The organism is Nakamurella alba (assembly GCF_009707545.1).
In the GTDB taxonomy this organism is placed as follows: domain Bacteria; phylum Actinomycetota; class Actinomycetes; order Mycobacteriales; family Nakamurellaceae; genus Nakamurella; species Nakamurella alba.
In genome coordinates, this window is record NZ_WLYK01000006.1 from 480,752 (window position 1) to 494,795 (window position 14,044).

At 70.0% G+C, this 14,044-nt stretch carries 8 protein-coding genes and 1 pseudogene; 4 read left to right on the forward strand and 5 right to left on the reverse strand.

Annotation, left to right across the window (positions count from 1 at the left end):
• Nucleotides 1–34 precede the first annotated feature (34 nt).
• Entirely contained in the window at nt 35–1,222 is a 1,188-nt protein-coding gene (gene xylA / locus GIS00_RS17400) for a xylose isomerase (RefSeq protein WP_154769669.1), read from the reverse strand.
• Between the two features lie 98 nt (nt 1,223–1,320).
• Here xylA and GIS00_RS17405 point away from each other — a divergent pair, with 98 nt between their 5' ends.
• Complete coding sequence (locus GIS00_RS17405; protein ID WP_322098073.1) at nt 1,321–2,559, forward strand: ROK family transcriptional regulator; 1,239 nt, start codon at nt 1,321–1,323, stop codon at nt 2,557–2,559.
• A 30-nt stretch (nt 2,560–2,589) separates the two neighbouring features.
• Nucleotides 2,590–3,153: a TIGR03086 family metal-binding protein gene (locus tag GIS00_RS17410; RefSeq protein WP_154769671.1), complete on the forward strand. Its 564-nt coding sequence runs from the start codon at nt 2,590–2,592 to the stop codon at nt 3,151–3,153.
• Between the two features lie 4 nt (nt 3,154–3,157).
• Here the strand turns inward: GIS00_RS17410 and argS are convergent, their stop codons facing one another.
• From argS to GIS00_RS17425, 3 genes are all read right to left on the reverse strand, one after another.
• Nucleotides 3,158–4,918, reverse strand: coding sequence for an arginine--tRNA ligase (gene argS, locus GIS00_RS17415; protein WP_322098074.1), 1,761 nt, complete (start codon nt 4,916–4,918; stop codon nt 3,158–3,160).
• Between the two features lie 45 nt (nt 4,919–4,963).
• Nucleotides 4,964–6,676, reverse strand: a complete 1,713-nt coding sequence (locus GIS00_RS17420) for a serine hydrolase (RefSeq protein WP_196073330.1) — start codon at nt 6,674–6,676, stop codon at nt 4,964–4,966.
• A 209-nt stretch (nt 6,677–6,885) separates the two neighbouring features.
• Nucleotides 6,886–9,393 (reverse strand): ATP-dependent DNA ligase, encoded by a 2,508-nt coding sequence (locus tag GIS00_RS17425; RefSeq protein ID WP_154769673.1) that lies wholly within the window; start codon nt 9,391–9,393, stop codon nt 6,886–6,888.
• 55 nt (nt 9,394–9,448) lie between these two features.
• Between GIS00_RS17425 and ku the strand changes: the two genes are divergently transcribed.
• Nucleotides 9,449–10,552 carry a non-homologous end joining protein Ku gene (gene ku / locus GIS00_RS17430; RefSeq protein ID WP_154769674.1) on the forward strand — a complete coding sequence of 368 codons (1,104 nt, stop codon included), beginning with the start codon at nt 9,449–9,451 and terminating at the stop codon, nt 10,550–10,552.
• Between the two features lie 306 nt (nt 10,553–10,858).
• On the opposite strand, the gene GIS00_RS17435 is transcribed toward ku, so the two are convergent.
• Entirely contained in the window at nt 10,859–13,594 is a 2,736-nt protein-coding gene (locus tag GIS00_RS17435; protein ID WP_154769675.1) for a DUF222 domain-containing protein, read from the reverse strand.
• Between the two features lie 247 nt (nt 13,595–13,841).
• On the opposite strand from GIS00_RS17435, the pseudogene GIS00_RS27835 reads away from it, so the two are divergent.
• Nucleotides 13,842–14,044: pseudogene (locus tag GIS00_RS27835) on the forward strand (hypothetical protein); the annotation flags it as partial.

Sequence of the window (14,044 nt, forward strand, 5' to 3'; positions counted from 1 at the left end):
CCCCGGGACCGCGCGGTCCGCCACCGGCGGACGCTCAGCGCGCCCCGAGCGCGTGCTCCACGGCGAGCTGGTTGAGCCGGACGAAGGCGTAGCCGCGCTCGCCCGCCTTGTCCGCGTCGAAGGTCTCGAAGGAGGCGGTGTCGGCGAGCAGGTCGGCAGTGGACTCGCCGTCGGCGAGCGTCGGCCGGGCGAGCTCGGCGACGCCCGAGGTGGCCAGCGCCTCCTGCACCTCCGGGTCGGCGCGGAAGGCCAGCGCCCGCTCCTTCAGGATCAGATAGGTGCGCATGTTGGCCGTCACCGAATCCCACACACCGTCGTAGTCCTCGGTACGGGAGGGCTTGTAGTCGAAGTGCCGCGGGCCGTCGTAGCGCGGACCGCCACCCGGGAAACCGTTCTCGACCAGGTCGACGGTGAAGAACGCCGACAGCAGGTCGCCGTGCCCGAACACCAGGTCCTGGTCGAACTTGATGGACCGCTGGCCGTTCAGGTCGATGTGGAAGAGCTTGCCGGCCCAGAGCGCCTGCGCGATGCCGTGCGTGTAGTTGAGCCCGGCCATCTGCTCGTGCCCGGTCTCCGGGTTCACGCCGACGATGTCGCCGTGCTCGAGCGTGGCGATGAAGGCCAGCGCGTGCCCGACCGTCGGCAGCAAGATGTCGCCGCGCGGCTCGTTCGGCTTCGGCTCCAGCGCGATCTTCAGCCCGTAGCCCTGGTCCTTGATGTAGGCCGCGACCAGATCGATGCCCTCGCGGTAGCGGTCGAACACCGCCGACAAGTCCTTGGAGCCGTCGTACTCGCTGCCCTCCCGGCCGCCCCACATGACGAACGTCTCCGCACCGAGGTCGGCAGCGAGATCGACGTTGCGCAGCACCTTCCGGAGCGCGAAACGGCGGACGCCGCGGTCGTTGGACGTGAGCCCGCCGTCCTTGAACACCGGGTGCGAGAAGAGGTTCGTGGTCACCATCGGCACGGCGATGCCGGTGCGGTCCAGGGCGGCACGGAAGTCGGCGATGATCCTGTCGCGGGTGGCGGCGTCGGAGCCGAAGGGGATCAGGTCGTCGTCGTGGAAGGTCATCCCCCAGCCGCCGAGTTCGGCGAGCTTCTCGACCGCGACGATCGGGTCCAGCGGCGCGCGGGTGGCCTCGCCGAACTGGTCCCGGCCGAGCCAGGACATGGTCCACAGACCGAAGCTGAAGTGGTCGGCCGGGGTGGGCTGGAACGGCATCAGGACGTCCTTGTCGTGTCGTCGGACCGGGCGACGGTGTGATCACCCTTATTTGTCTGGTCAGTGAACTTATGCCCTTCCGCCGGTATGGTCAAGACGTGACCGGCGGCGAGGGAGCGGTACGAGCTCTCCGGACGGGCGGTGCCACCCCCGCCCGGCAGGCCCAGCTGCGCGAGCACAACCTCGGGATCGTGCTCGGCGAGATCCTGCACAGCCCCGGCCCGATCTCCCGGGCCGACATCTCCGGCCGCACCGGCCTCACCCGGACCACGGTCTCCGCGCTGGTGGACCAGCTGCTGCAGGCCGGCATGGTGGCCGAGCTGCCCGTCGTCCGCTCCCGCACGGCGGGCCGCCCTGCGGTCCCGTTGATCCCGGCCACCGGCACCATCGCCGCGGTCGGGCTCGAGGTCAATGTCGACTACCTGGGCGTGCGGGTGCTGGACCTGGCCGGCGAGGTGATCGCCGAGCGGGTGGTGCCGGGTGACCACCGCCGACGGGAGCCGGCCGAGGTGCTCGGCGCCCTGGCGGATCTGTTCGCGGCCACCGTCTACCCGCTGAGCAAGCGCGAGATCCCGCTGGCCGGCGCCTGTGTCGCGCTGCCCGGCCTGATCGACAGCGGCACCGGCCCGCTGCGCATCGCGCCGAACCTGCACTGGTCGGGGGTGGATGTGGTCGCCCTGCTCGCCGGACAGCCTGCGCTGCACGACGTCCCGATCCGGATCGCGAACGAGGCCACGCTCGGCGCGCAGGCGGAGAACGCGGCGCTGCGCGGTGCCGACGTGCAGTCGTTCCTCTACGTCTCCGGCGAGATCGGCATCGGCGGAGCGATCGTGCTGGACCGGCGGCTGTGGGCCGGCTCCCGCGGGTGGGGCGGCGAGATCGGGCACACCACCGTCGATCCCACCGGTCCGGAGTGCGGCTGCGGGTCGACCGGCTGCCTGGAGATGTTCGCCGGCAAGGACGCCCTGATGTCCGCCGCGGGCCTGGACCGGGACCTGCCGGTCGACGCCCTGGTCGCTGCGGCCACCGCCGGCCGGAAGGCAGCGACGCGGGCGATCGAGGACGCCGGCCGGGCCCTGGGCATCGCCCTCTCGGGGGCGCTGAACCTGCTGGACGTGGACACCGTGGTACTCGGCGGCCTGTATGCCCCGCTCACCGACCTGCTGGTACCTGCTGTGCAGGAACAGCTCTCGCGGCGCGTGCTGGCCCATCCCTTCGCCCCGGTGACCATCCGTCCGGCCGTCGTCACCGACCACGCCGCCCTCACCGGCGCCGCCCGGTCGGTGCTGGACGAGGTGCTCGCCGATCCCTCCACCTGGATCTCCCGCGCGGGCTGACCGGTACCGGGTCACAGGTACGGTGCAGCCATGGACCTGATGCAGGCACACGGCAGCGGCCTCCGCCGGTTCGACGAGCGGGTGCACCAGATCCACCCGACGCAGTGGGGATCGGCGACGCCGGACACCGACTGGACGGTGCGCGACCTGGTGAACCACCTGGTGGGCGAACAGCTCTGGGTACCGGACCTGCTCGGCGGGGCGAGCATCGCCGAGATCGGCGATCGCTACGACGGCGACGTGCTCGGCGACGACCCGGTCGCCGCCTGGTCGGCCGCCTCCATCGCCGCGCGGGCCGCCTGGACAGCGCCGGGGGCGACCGAGCGCACGGTGCAGCTGTCCACCGGACCGTCCCCGGCCACCGAGTACCTGCGGCAGATGACCTTCGACCTCGTCGTGCACTCGTGGGACCTGGCCCGCGCGATCGGCGCACCCGAGGACATGCCCAACGACCTGGTGCACTTCGTCCTGGAGGACATGCGCGGCGAGATCGCGCGGTGGCAGGGCTCCGGGATGTTCGCCCCGCCGCTCGACACCGCCGCCTGCACCGACGATCTCACCGAGCTGCTGGCGCTGACCGGGCGCAAGCGCTGACCGGTTACATCTGCTCCGGCGAGGTCACCCCGAGCAGGTCCAGACCCTGCACCAGCACCGCCAGGGTGAGTGCGCACAGCTGCAGCCGGGAGGCCCGCACCTGCGGGTCCTCGGCCTTGAGCACCGGGCAGGCGTCGTAGAAGGCGGTGAACGTCTGCGCCAGCCGGAACAGGTAGGCGCAGAGCCGGTGCGGTTCCAGCAGTTCGCCGACCTCCTCGACCGTGGCGCCGAATCCGAGCAGCCCGAGACCGAGTGCCCGCTCGGCCTTCTCGTCGATCAGGATGGCGGTGCCCGGCTCCGCGGCCACGCCCTGCTCGGCCGCGCGGCGCAGGATCGACCGGATCCGGGCGGCCGCGTACTGCAGGTACGGCCCGGTGTTCCCGGACAGCGCCAGCATCCGGTCGAAGTCGAAGGTGTACTCGGTGTCGTGCGCGACGGACAGGTCCGCGTACTTCACCGCGCCGATGCCGACGGCCTGCGCGATCTCCGCCCTCACCGCGGGATCCAGTTCGGGGCGCGCAGTGTCGACCACCGCGGAGGCCCGCTCCACGGCCTCGTCCAACAACGCACCCAGCCGCACCGGGGCGCCGCTGCGGGTGCGCAGGATCTTGCCGTCGGAGCCGAGCACGTTGCCGATCTGCACGTGGATCGGCTCCGTGCCGCCCAGCCAGCCGGCCAGCCGGGCGGTGGTGAAGACCATCTGTAGGTGCAGGTGCTGCGGCGAGCCGATCACGTAGGCGATGCGGTCGGCGTGCAGCTGCTGCGCGCGGTACTTGATGGTGGCGAGATCCGTGGTGCCGTAACCGTATCCGCCGTCGGACTTGCGGATGATCAGCGGCACCGGCTTGCCCTCGCGGCCGGTGAAGCCCTCGAGGAACACGCACAGCGCGCCCTCGCTGACCACGGCCAGGCCCTTGGCCTCGAGCTCGTCGCAGATGTCGGCGAGCACGTCGTTGTACCGGCTCTCGCCCATCAGGTCGGCGTCGGTGAGGGTCACCCCGAGCTGCGCGTAGATCCGGTTGAAATAGCCCTTGGACAGGTCGACCAGGTCGGTCCAGATGGTCAGCGTGTCCGCATCGCCGCCCTGCAGCGAGACCACCCGCAGTCGCGCCCGGTCGGCGAAATCGCCGCCGCCGTCGAACTTCTCCCGGGCCGCCTGGTAGAAGGCGTTGGGGTCGGTGGCCAGCAGCGCGGCGTCGGCGGAGTCCTCGCCGACCTCCAGCAGGTGCTCGATGAGCATGCCGAACGGGGTGCCCCAGTCACCGATGTGGTTCTGCCGGATCACCGTGTGCCCGAGGTGACCCAGGGTGCGGGCCAGGCTGTCGCCGACCACGGTCGTGCGCAGATGCCCGACGTGCATCTCCTTGGCGACGTTCGGCGCCGAGTAGTCGATCGGGATGCGCTGCGGGGTCGGGGTGGGCACCCCGAGCCGGGCGTCGGCCAGCTGCCGGTCGGCCTGCAGGCCGATCCAGTCGTCGCGCAGGGTCAGGTTGAGGAACCCGGGGCCGCTGATCTCCACCTCCCGGCAGATGTCCTCGACCTGCAGCTGACCGGCGATCGCGGTGGCGATGTCGCGCGGCTTGCGGCCCAGCCGCTTGGCCAGCGGCAGCGCGGCGTTGGCCTGGAAGTCGGCGAACTGGGACGGCCGGATCACCGGGTCGGCGGCGGCGTACTCGGGGCCGAAGGCGGCGGCCATCGCCTGCTGGACGCGGGCGGTCAGGGCGGCGGCGGGGTCCAGCGGGGAGTCCTGGGTTGCTGCGGGCACCCCACTACGCTAATCGAGCGCACCACCCGGTTCCGACCACGCAGGTCAGACCCGCTTCAGGGTGCCGATCATGACCGCCTCGAGGGTGACCTCGGTGGCCGCCCCGGTCCCGCCGCCGGCGAAGGTCACCGCGGTGTCGTCGTCACCGTTCCCACCAGGGGCCTTCCAGCTGAAGACGTCGCCGTCGTAGTGCACGAGCGGGGCGGCGAGCTTGTTCGGCCCCACCCCGGTGATCTCCAGGGCGTCGCCCTGCACCGCCACGGTGATCTGCCCCAGGTAGTCGTTGGCGTAGTCGCCCGCGTAGTCGGTGAGCGCGCGCGCGGCCTTCGGCGAGGCGGGCGGCGGCTCCGCGACGCTGCTCCGGTTGATGTAGAAGTTGCCGTAGATGGCGCCGAAGAACTCGACCCAGTCGCGCTCCACCTCGCCGGTGCGCACCAGGTCGGTGAACGAGGTGGTGATCGCCTCGACCGCGCCGATCGGCGAGCCGTTGGACAGGGCGACGATGCCGATCTTCCCGGCCGGCAGCATCGTGTAGCTGGTCCCGGTGCCGACGAAGAACGCGCCGGCGTGCCCCCAGGTGATGTGCCCGGTCGAGGTGGTGCCGACGTTCACGCCGTAGCCGTAGAACCCGGCCCGGTCCACGTCCGCCGTCGGGGCGTTGTTCACGATGTGCGGACCGTGCATCTCCAGCAGCGCCGCGTCGTCGATGAAGTCCTCGCCGTCCAGCTTCCCGCCGTCCAGCACCACCGTCATCCACTTCGCCATGTCCAGCACGTTCGAGCTGACGCCGCCGGCCGGTGACTGCGGGTCGGCGTCGCGCTTGTACAGCGGCTGGAAGTCCTTCTCGGCGACCCGGAAGTGGATGATCGCCTTGTTGTCCCGGGCCAGGTAGTCCGCGTATTTCGAGCTGGTCGAGGTCATGCCGATCGGCCTGTAGACGTCGGCCTGGCAGAGATCCTCCCAGCTGCGGCCGTCGGCGGCGGCGACCGCCTCGCCGCCGAGGGTGAGGCCGAAGTTCGTGTAGTGGTAGGTGATCCGGAACGGGTCGAGGGGGAAGAGCCGGAGCCGGGAGAGCACGTAGTCCCGATCGTAGCCGAAGCCCTCGAGCTCGTCGCCGGCGGTGCCGGGCAGGCCGGTGCGGTGCGCGAAGCAGTCGGAGATCTGCACCATCGAGGTGACCGCAGGGTCGGAGAGCTCGAAGTCGGGCAGGTGGTCGGTGACCTTGTCCGCCCAGGTCACGGTCTTGTCGGTGACCGCCTTGGCGACGCAGGTCCCGGCGATGGACTTGGACACCGAGGCGAGCTGGAAGACGGTCTCCGGGTCGACCGCGGCATCCTTGCCGACCTCGCGGACGCCGAAGCCCTTCTGGTAGAGCACCTCCCCCTCGTGCACCACCGCGACCGCGATGCCGGGTACGCCGGTGCGTTCCATCGCGTCGGCCACCATGTCGTCGAGTGCGGCGACCGCGGCGTCGATCTTGTCCTTGGTGATCTCCGCGGTGCTGTACGCCGCCGGGGCCGTCTCGCCCACCGGCGCGTTCCCGGTGGCCACCGGCGCCTCGGTGCTGCTGGTGGCCGTGGCGCTCCCGGCCGCCGTGCTGCTCGTGGGAGGTGAGTCGCTGGACATCGCAGTCGTCTCGGCCACCGGCGCCGCCGTGCTCCTCGCCCCGCCGCTGTCGGTGGACGTGCAGGCGGCCAGCGGGACGCCGACGAGTCCGGTCAGGGCTGCGGTGAGTGCTGTCCGGCGGGGGATCGCCATGGGTCCTGCTCGTCTCTTCTCGCGCGGAAGGCCATCGATCACGGTGTGATCGCCCCTGACAATGGCACGTTCTTCGCGTCCGGGGAAGAACCGGGCGGCATCGGTGGACCGCGACATCCATTCGTGTGCCTGACAACTCGGCTCCGGTCACGGTGGGTCAACGGCGGTCCCGGACGTCAATGGACCCAGGTCGCCAGATGTCGCCGGGTTCAGGACTCCAGCACGACGTCGGCGGCCTGCTTGTCCGGGCGCAGCCCGCGCCAGGCCGCCTGCCGCACCACCCCGTCCCGGGTCCACTCGGTGAACCGCACCTCGCCGACAAGCTCCGGACGGACCCAGCGCGCGTCCCGGGTCTCCTCGCGCGGCAGGTCGCCGGTGATCGGGGTGGTCTTCCGGGCGAGCGGCTTCAACCGGCGCATCAGGTCGTCCAGCATGGCGTCGGTGAACCCGGTGCCGACCCGGCCGACGTACCGCCAGCCCGGCTTCCCGTCGTCCCCGACCTCGGGGATGCCCAGCAGCAGCGCGCCCAGCGACCCCTCCCGCCGACCGGCACCCGGTCGCCAGCCGACGATCACCACCTCCTGCATGCGTTGGTTCTTGATCTTGATCCAGGTGTGGACGCGCTTGCCGGACTGGTAGACGCTGTCGGACTTCTTGGCGATGACCCCCTCCCAGTCGAGCTCGCGACTGCGGGCCAGCGCCTGCTGCACGTCACCGTCGAGGGCGTCCGGCACGGTGACGAACTCGCCGTCCAGCGGCATGGCCTGCAGGACCTGGCGGCGCAGGTCGTACCCGCGGCGCAGCAGTGAGACACCGTCCAGGAACAGCACGTCGAACACGTGGTAGCGCACCGGTTGTTCCTGTGACAGTCGGGCGATCTCCGCTGCCTTGGCCACGTTCATCCGGTTCTGCATCAACCCGAAGTCGGTGCGGCCCTTGGCATCCAGCGCCACGATCTCGCCGTCGAGGACCGCCGAGTGGCCGTGCAGCAGGTCGGTCAGCTCGGCCAGCTCGGGGTAGACCGCGGTGATGTTCCGGCCGGTGCGGGAGGTCAGCCGCAGCACATCGGGCCCGACCTCCGCCATCGCCCGGATGCCGTCCCACTTGCCCTCGTACCGCCACTGTTCCGGGTCGGCGACGTCCTGCGGGCGGCCCGCGGTGGCGAGCATCGGCCGCAGGTCGTCCGGCGGCGGGGGCGGCGGCTCGTCGTCGGTACCGGCCGGTTCGTGGGTGACCTTGCCGTCGTCATCGAGAGGTCCGGCGGCGTCGATGATCTCGTCCATCTCGGCGTTCGTCATCGCCACCACCGGCGGCAGCGCCTCCTGATCCTTGGTGCGGTGCATCAGCCAGTTCTTGTCCTTGGTGCGGATGAGCGCGAACCGGCCCTTCGCGCGCTCGCCGTGCAAGGTGACGATGACCTCGCTGTCCCGCCACTTCTCGGTCTCGTAGGTGCCGTGGTCCCAGATCAGCACGCGACCGCCGCCGTACTCGGCGCGCGGGATTCGCCCGGCGAAGTCGGCGTACTCCATCGGGTGGTCCTCGGTGTGCACCGCGAGCCGGTTGTGGCTGCCGTCGGTCGGGATGCCCTTCGGCAGCGCCCACGACACCAGCACCCCGTCGTGCTCCAACCGGAAGTCCCAGTGCAGGGCGCGGGCGTGGTGCTCCTGGATGACGAAGGTGTCGTCGTTGCCCTGCGGCAGGTCCGCGTTCTCGGTGGGTACCGGTTCCGGCGTGCGGTCCGCGGAGCGCATCGACCTGTAGGTGGCCAGCTTGTCCGGCTTCGGCTTCTCGGCCGGCTTCTCCTTGGTGGCCGTCCGGGCCTTCCGGCGGGTCTTCCGCCCGGGTCCGGGGTCCAGGTCCGCCAGCAGATCGCCCTGGGAGTCCAGGCGCCGCAACACCTCCCGGTAATCCAGGTGCTGCAGGTCGGGGTCGTCGAGCTCGTCCCAGGTGCGCGGGGTGGCGACGGTCGGCCGGTCGCGGCCGCGCAACGAGTAGGGCGCGATGGTGGTCTTGGCGGCGTTGTTCTGCGACCAGTCGATGAAGACCCGGCCGCCGCGCACCGACTTGGTCATCTTGGAGGTGACCTGCTTCGGCATCTCCTGCTCGACGGAGCGGGCCAGTTCGTGCGCCCAGGCGGAGGCTTCGTCGGAGGTCATCGAGTCGGCCAGGTGCGTGTAGAGATGCAGGCCCTTGGCGCCGCTGGTGACCGGGAACAGTTGCAGCCCTTCGAGATCCAGCCGGTCGCGGAGTACCTTCGCCACCGCTGCGCAGTCGGCGAGGGTGACGCCGGGGCCGGGGTCGAGGTCGAAGACGAGCCGGTCCGGCCGGCCGACGGAGCCGTCGGCGTCGAACCGCCACTGCGGGACGTGCAGTTCGAGGGCACCGTTCTGCCCCATCCAGGCCAGGCCGGCGGGCGAGTCGACGAGGGGGTAGATGACGTCGCCGCTGGAGTGCGGGATGGCCTGGCGCTGCATCCAGGACGGGGTGGCGTGGTCGACGTTCTTCTGGAAGAAGGGCTGGGCCGAAGTGCCGTTGGGCCACCGTTTGCGGGTGACCGGGCGTCCGGCGATGTGCGGCAGCATGGCGACCGCGACCTCGGCGTAGTACGCGATGATCTCGGACTTCGGGGTGCGGGTCGCAGGGTAGAGGATCTTCGACAGGTTGGTCAGCTTGAGCAGGTGGCCGTCCATGTCGACCTGGGCGTCGTCGGTGGCCATGGCGCAGGATAACCACAGACGCATGGAGCGGGCCGGGAGCGGGGACTGCTGGGGTATGCGATCGATCTGGAAGGGCGCGCTGAGCTTCGGGCTGGTCAACGTGCCGATCAAGGTCTACAGCGCGACCGAGGACCACGACGTCCGGTTCCACCTGGTGCACCGCAAGGACGGCGGGCGGATCAGGTTCCAGCGGGTGTGCGAGGCGGACGGCAAGGTGGTCGAGTACGCCGACACGGCGAAGGCGTTCGAGTCGGACGACGGCCGGACCGTGGTGCTGACCGACGAGGACTTCGACCAGCTGCCGGAGAACACCGGGCGGGAGATCGAGGTGCTCCGGTTCGTGCCGTCGGAGCAGATCGACCCGGTGCTGTTCGACCGGAGTTACTTCCTCGAGCCGGCCGGCAACTCGATCAAGGCCTACCTGCTGCTGCGGGCGGTGCTGGAGAAGACCGAGCGGACAGCGCTGGTGCACTTCGCGCTGCGGCAGAAGACGCGGTTGGCGGCGCTGCGGGTGCGGGACGGGGTGCTGATGGTGCAGACCCTGCTGTGGCCGGACGAGGTGCGGGAGGCGGACTTCGAGGGGCTCGGTGGGAGCGGTTCCGGGAAGATCTCTGCCGCGGAGATGAAGCAGGCCACCGCGCTGGTGGATTCCTTCGCCGGCGACTTCGACCCCGCCGACTACACCGACACCTATCGCGAGCAGCTCGAGCAGTTGATCGACGCGAAGCTCGACGGCGAAGAGGCCTTCCCCACGCCGGAGAAGGACGACGGGGAGGATGCCGAGGTCCTCGACCTGCTCTCCGCGCTCAAACGCAGTGTCGAGCGCGGCAAGGCTTCTGGGTCCTCGAAGGCGGCCGGGTCCTCGAAGTCGGGCTCTTCGAGGTCGAGCTCTTCGAGGTCGAGCAGCGCGAGGTCGAGCAGTGCGAAGTCGAGCGGGGGCGCAGGGTCGAAGGGCTCCGCTGCGAAGAAGTCCTCGACATCAAGCACCGCCGGCTCCAAGTCCACCAGGTCCAAGTCCTCAGCATCCAAGTCCACGGCGTCGAAGACCACGGCATCGAAGACCACGGCGTCGAAGACAGGTGCCGCGAAGTCCGCTGCTGCGAAGAGCAAGTCGGGGACCTCGTCGTCGCGGACCACCACCCGCAAACGCGCCTCCTGACGTATCTCCGGGTGACGCTGATCCTCTTGCAGGGCAGATCCAACAGCGAGTCACCCGACAATGGCAGGTGCAGGTCCGGCGACAAGAGCCGCTGAACGAGTCCCCCGGAAACTCGGCCGGCGGTAGGGGCTGTCGACGATCCTCGGCCTCGTGCACGACCGCCGGCCGGGCGGCGACAGCGGGACCACCTGAATCCGACCAATTGAGACCGACACCAGCGCCGCACGACCGTCCTCGACGACGCCGGCGTCCAGCGCCCCGGCAGGTCTTCACCATCGCCCGCGCCGGCCGCCCACCGCTCTTCGATCAGAACGGCGGGGTGTCGTCGTCGACGCCCTCGGTCTGCCAGGCGGGTTCCCACTCGCCGGGGTCGGTGATGGCGGGTGGGGGTCTTCGGGTGGTGCGGCCGAGAGCGCTGACCAGCGTCGCCGAACGGTCTACGTGTTCGGTGATGGTCCACGCCGTGAAGGTCTTCAATCGATGGTGGAACCGGCACAGCGGTCGGAGGTTGCGCAGGGTCGTCTTCCCGCCGGCGGCGGGATTCTCGTGGTCGAACGGCTCGCCGTGGTCGACGTCGCAGCGTTCGGCTTTGCGGTTGCAGCCCACCCACGAGCACGTCTGCGTGAGCAGCATGACTTTGCGGCGCAGACTCCCGGGTGGGACGTAGACGCGGTCGGACACCCCGACGGGCGCTCCGGTCTCCGGGTCGATGACCAGCAAGGTGATCGAGTTGGCGGCCTTCAACAGTTGGCGGGCGAGGTCGGGTGAGATGCAGCCGAAGCCGGACATGTCTCCGGGGTGGTCGGCCAGACCGGCGAGGGCTTCCAGGGAGATGGTGATGACGCCGTTCCAGGGCAGCGCCGGGTTGACCGCGCGGTCCTGCCACACCGGAGCTCTCCACTTCGGTGCGGGTTGTCTCCGCTGGTCGGGGTCGTCGAACCGGAAGGGATCGAACGGAGGCGGGTCGCCGGGATCCGCATCGTCGAGGCTCTCGTCAGGCCCAGAGTGACCTGCCGGATCGCCGTCGGGCGGCTCGGATTCTGAACATCCAGTGCCCTCCTGGGCCAGCGGATGTTCAGAATCGCAACAGTTCTCGGGCTCCGGCCCCGCTTCGGTGTCGAAATCCGCAGGCGAAGGACCGGTGGCCCCGTCGGCGCGGCCGACGACTCCCACTCCGGCATCCGCATCGGCATCGGCATCGGCATCGGCATCGGCATCGGCATCGGCATCGGCATCTGCAGTCTCGTCGTCCGGATCGTAGCTGTCGTCATCCAGGTCGGCGGGTTCGTGAGCCCCACCTGTGGTGTCAGAGCTGTCATCCACCGGGCCATCGCCGACCGCCTGATCGGCGCCATCTTCGGCGTCGGCGCCGACCGAGTCCTCAGCCTTGTCGAGGTGTTCTGAATCCTCAGGCGTGCCGGCGTCGGTGCGATCGCCATCTGTGCCGGCGGAATCAGCGTCGGCAGTGTTGGCTCCGGACGGATCGCCGCCCGACCGGTGCTCGGCATTCGCGGCAGACTCGGAGGCCGGATCGTCGGTGTCCTTGCCTTCCACCTCGTCGGCCCCGTCGGCACCGGCATGGCGTTCGTCCTGCCCGACGCTCGCAGACTCATCACCACCACCGGCCGGCACGTCGTCGACGCCATCCGCGCCGGCATCGGTGCTGTCGTCACTGAACGTGTCTTCGCCGTGGACGTCATCGCTGTCGACGCTGTCGCTGTCGCTGTCGACGTCGTCGGTGTCATCGTCGTTGTCGACGTCGACGTCGACGTCATCATCGTCGGGGATGTCGCCGCCGGCGGCGACGTGGGCAGCCGCGGCGAGGATCTCACGGAGATCGATGGTGCCGTGGGCGTGGAGCTGCTCGAAGATCGCGGCGAACGCATCCGCCCGGCACTGCTCCAACGTGCGACCGCCGGCATTGCCCATGGTGCGGGCGATCTGATCGACCAGCTGCTGCACCAGTTGGGCATTCTCGGCGGTCAGGTCCGCGTAGAACCGGGCCATCGCACCGTCCAAGTCATAGCGGCCGGTGCAACGTCGGTTGAAGGCACGCTTCTCCGCCTCCGCCGCGTCCTCGGGTTCCAGGTCGGTGACGATCCGCTTCAGCAGGTACTCCAGCTTCGCCGGCGCCAGCCTCGGGGCGATCTTCAACGCCCGCCGTTCGAACTCGCACCACAAGGCGAGGTCGTTCAGCTTGCACGCGTACTTGTGGATCAACGACACCCGGGTCTGATCCAGCACACCCTCGCGCAACAGCTCGAGGGTGTCGGGCAGTTCCCTGACCAGGGCCAGGGCCCGTTGCACATAGATGTTGCCGGACTTGGGCGAGAGCACCAGCGCCGCGGCGATCTCGCCACCTGCCATGTCCTGCCGGGCCTTGGCCTGATCCAGGGTGTCCATCAGGTCGCAGAACTCCGCCTGAGAGTCCGGGTTCGACGCCCGCAGGTCGTAGATCCGCTCCGCGGCAGGGTCCTCACCCGCGTCGGAGTTCTGGCCGGCAGTGCTGTCTTGACCAGCTGCGCCCTCCCGACCGACATCGGCGCCCTGACCATCAGCGCTGTCCTGACCAGCAGCGGCGCCGTCATCCGTGCCGGTGTCCTCACCGACAGCGGTGTCCTCACCGACAGCGGTGTCCTCACCAACAGCGCTGTCCTGACCAGCACCAGTGCTCTCACCATCGACACCCTGACCACCGAGCCCCTCACCTGCGGCATTGCCTGCACGGCGAGAGTCCTCTTCCGCGGTATGCCGGACAGGAGCGTCCTGATCGGCAGCGGAGCCCTCATCCGCGCCGGTGTCCCTGGCGTGCTTGGCGGGATGCTTGAGCAGGCCTTCGGCGGTAGGAATCACGCCAGGTTCGGCCAGCCGGGCCATCCACCCCTGTATCACGGCCTGCATGTACGAGATCGCCTGGTAGCCCGCGGCAATCCCATCGATCACCGTCCGGCCGGACAGCTCGGCAGGGTTCAGGGTGGACAGTGCACGCAGCGCGTCTTCTGCGCGCTGCGCTGCCGGCGCCGTCTCCGACGATGCTGTCATGAATCCCACCCCTTTCCGCCTGCGTCAACCTGATACGCGAGATCCGTTGTGCCCACCTTCCCCCGGAGGTCACTGAGTCCAGAGTAGCAGTCGTACAGGCATTTTGGAACGGGTGTCCACAAGTTTCCACCGCCGCAGGCAACTTTCGCCAGAGATCCCGCACCCCGAGCGCTGTTTCTCGCTGGTTGCAGGACGTCCCCCCCACGGCGCCACCGGGACGCGAGAACCCCTGCTGTGCCGGACGTCCGTGGATCTGGTCGCGATAACGACCACTTCCCCGGACCCAAGCGCGGCACCGCCACCGCAACCGCAACCGCACGCCACCGCCGCCGCCGCCGCCGCCGCCGTACGCCACCGCCACCGCCACCGCGCCGCACTGCACGCCACCGCCACCGCCGCCGCCGCCGCCGCCGCCGCCGCACCGTACGCCACCGCCACCGCCACCGCGCC

Bases quoted from the DNA above. Each gene is read 5' to 3' on its own strand.
- xylA (WP_154769669.1), bottom strand. From the start codon at position 1,222: ATGCCGTTCCAGCCCACCCCGGCCGACCACTTCAGCTTCGGTCTGTGG.
- GIS00_RS17410 (WP_154769671.1), top strand. From the start codon at position 2,590: ATGGACCTGATGCAGGCACACGGCAGCGGCCTCCGCCGGTTCGACGAG.
- GIS00_RS17420 (WP_196073330.1), bottom strand. From the start codon at position 6,676: ATGGCGATCCCCCGCCGGACAGCACTCACCGCAGCCCTGACCGGACTC.
- GIS00_RS17425 (WP_154769673.1), bottom strand. From the start codon at position 9,393: ATGGCCACCGACGACGCCCAGGTCGACATGGACGGCCACCTGCTCAAG.
- ku (WP_154769674.1), top strand. From the start codon at position 9,449: ATGCGATCGATCTGGAAGGGCGCGCTGAGCTTCGGGCTGGTCAACGTG.
- GIS00_RS17435 (WP_154769675.1), bottom strand. From the start codon at position 13,594: ATGACAGCATCGTCGGAGACGGCGCCGGCAGCGCAGCGCGCAGAAGAC.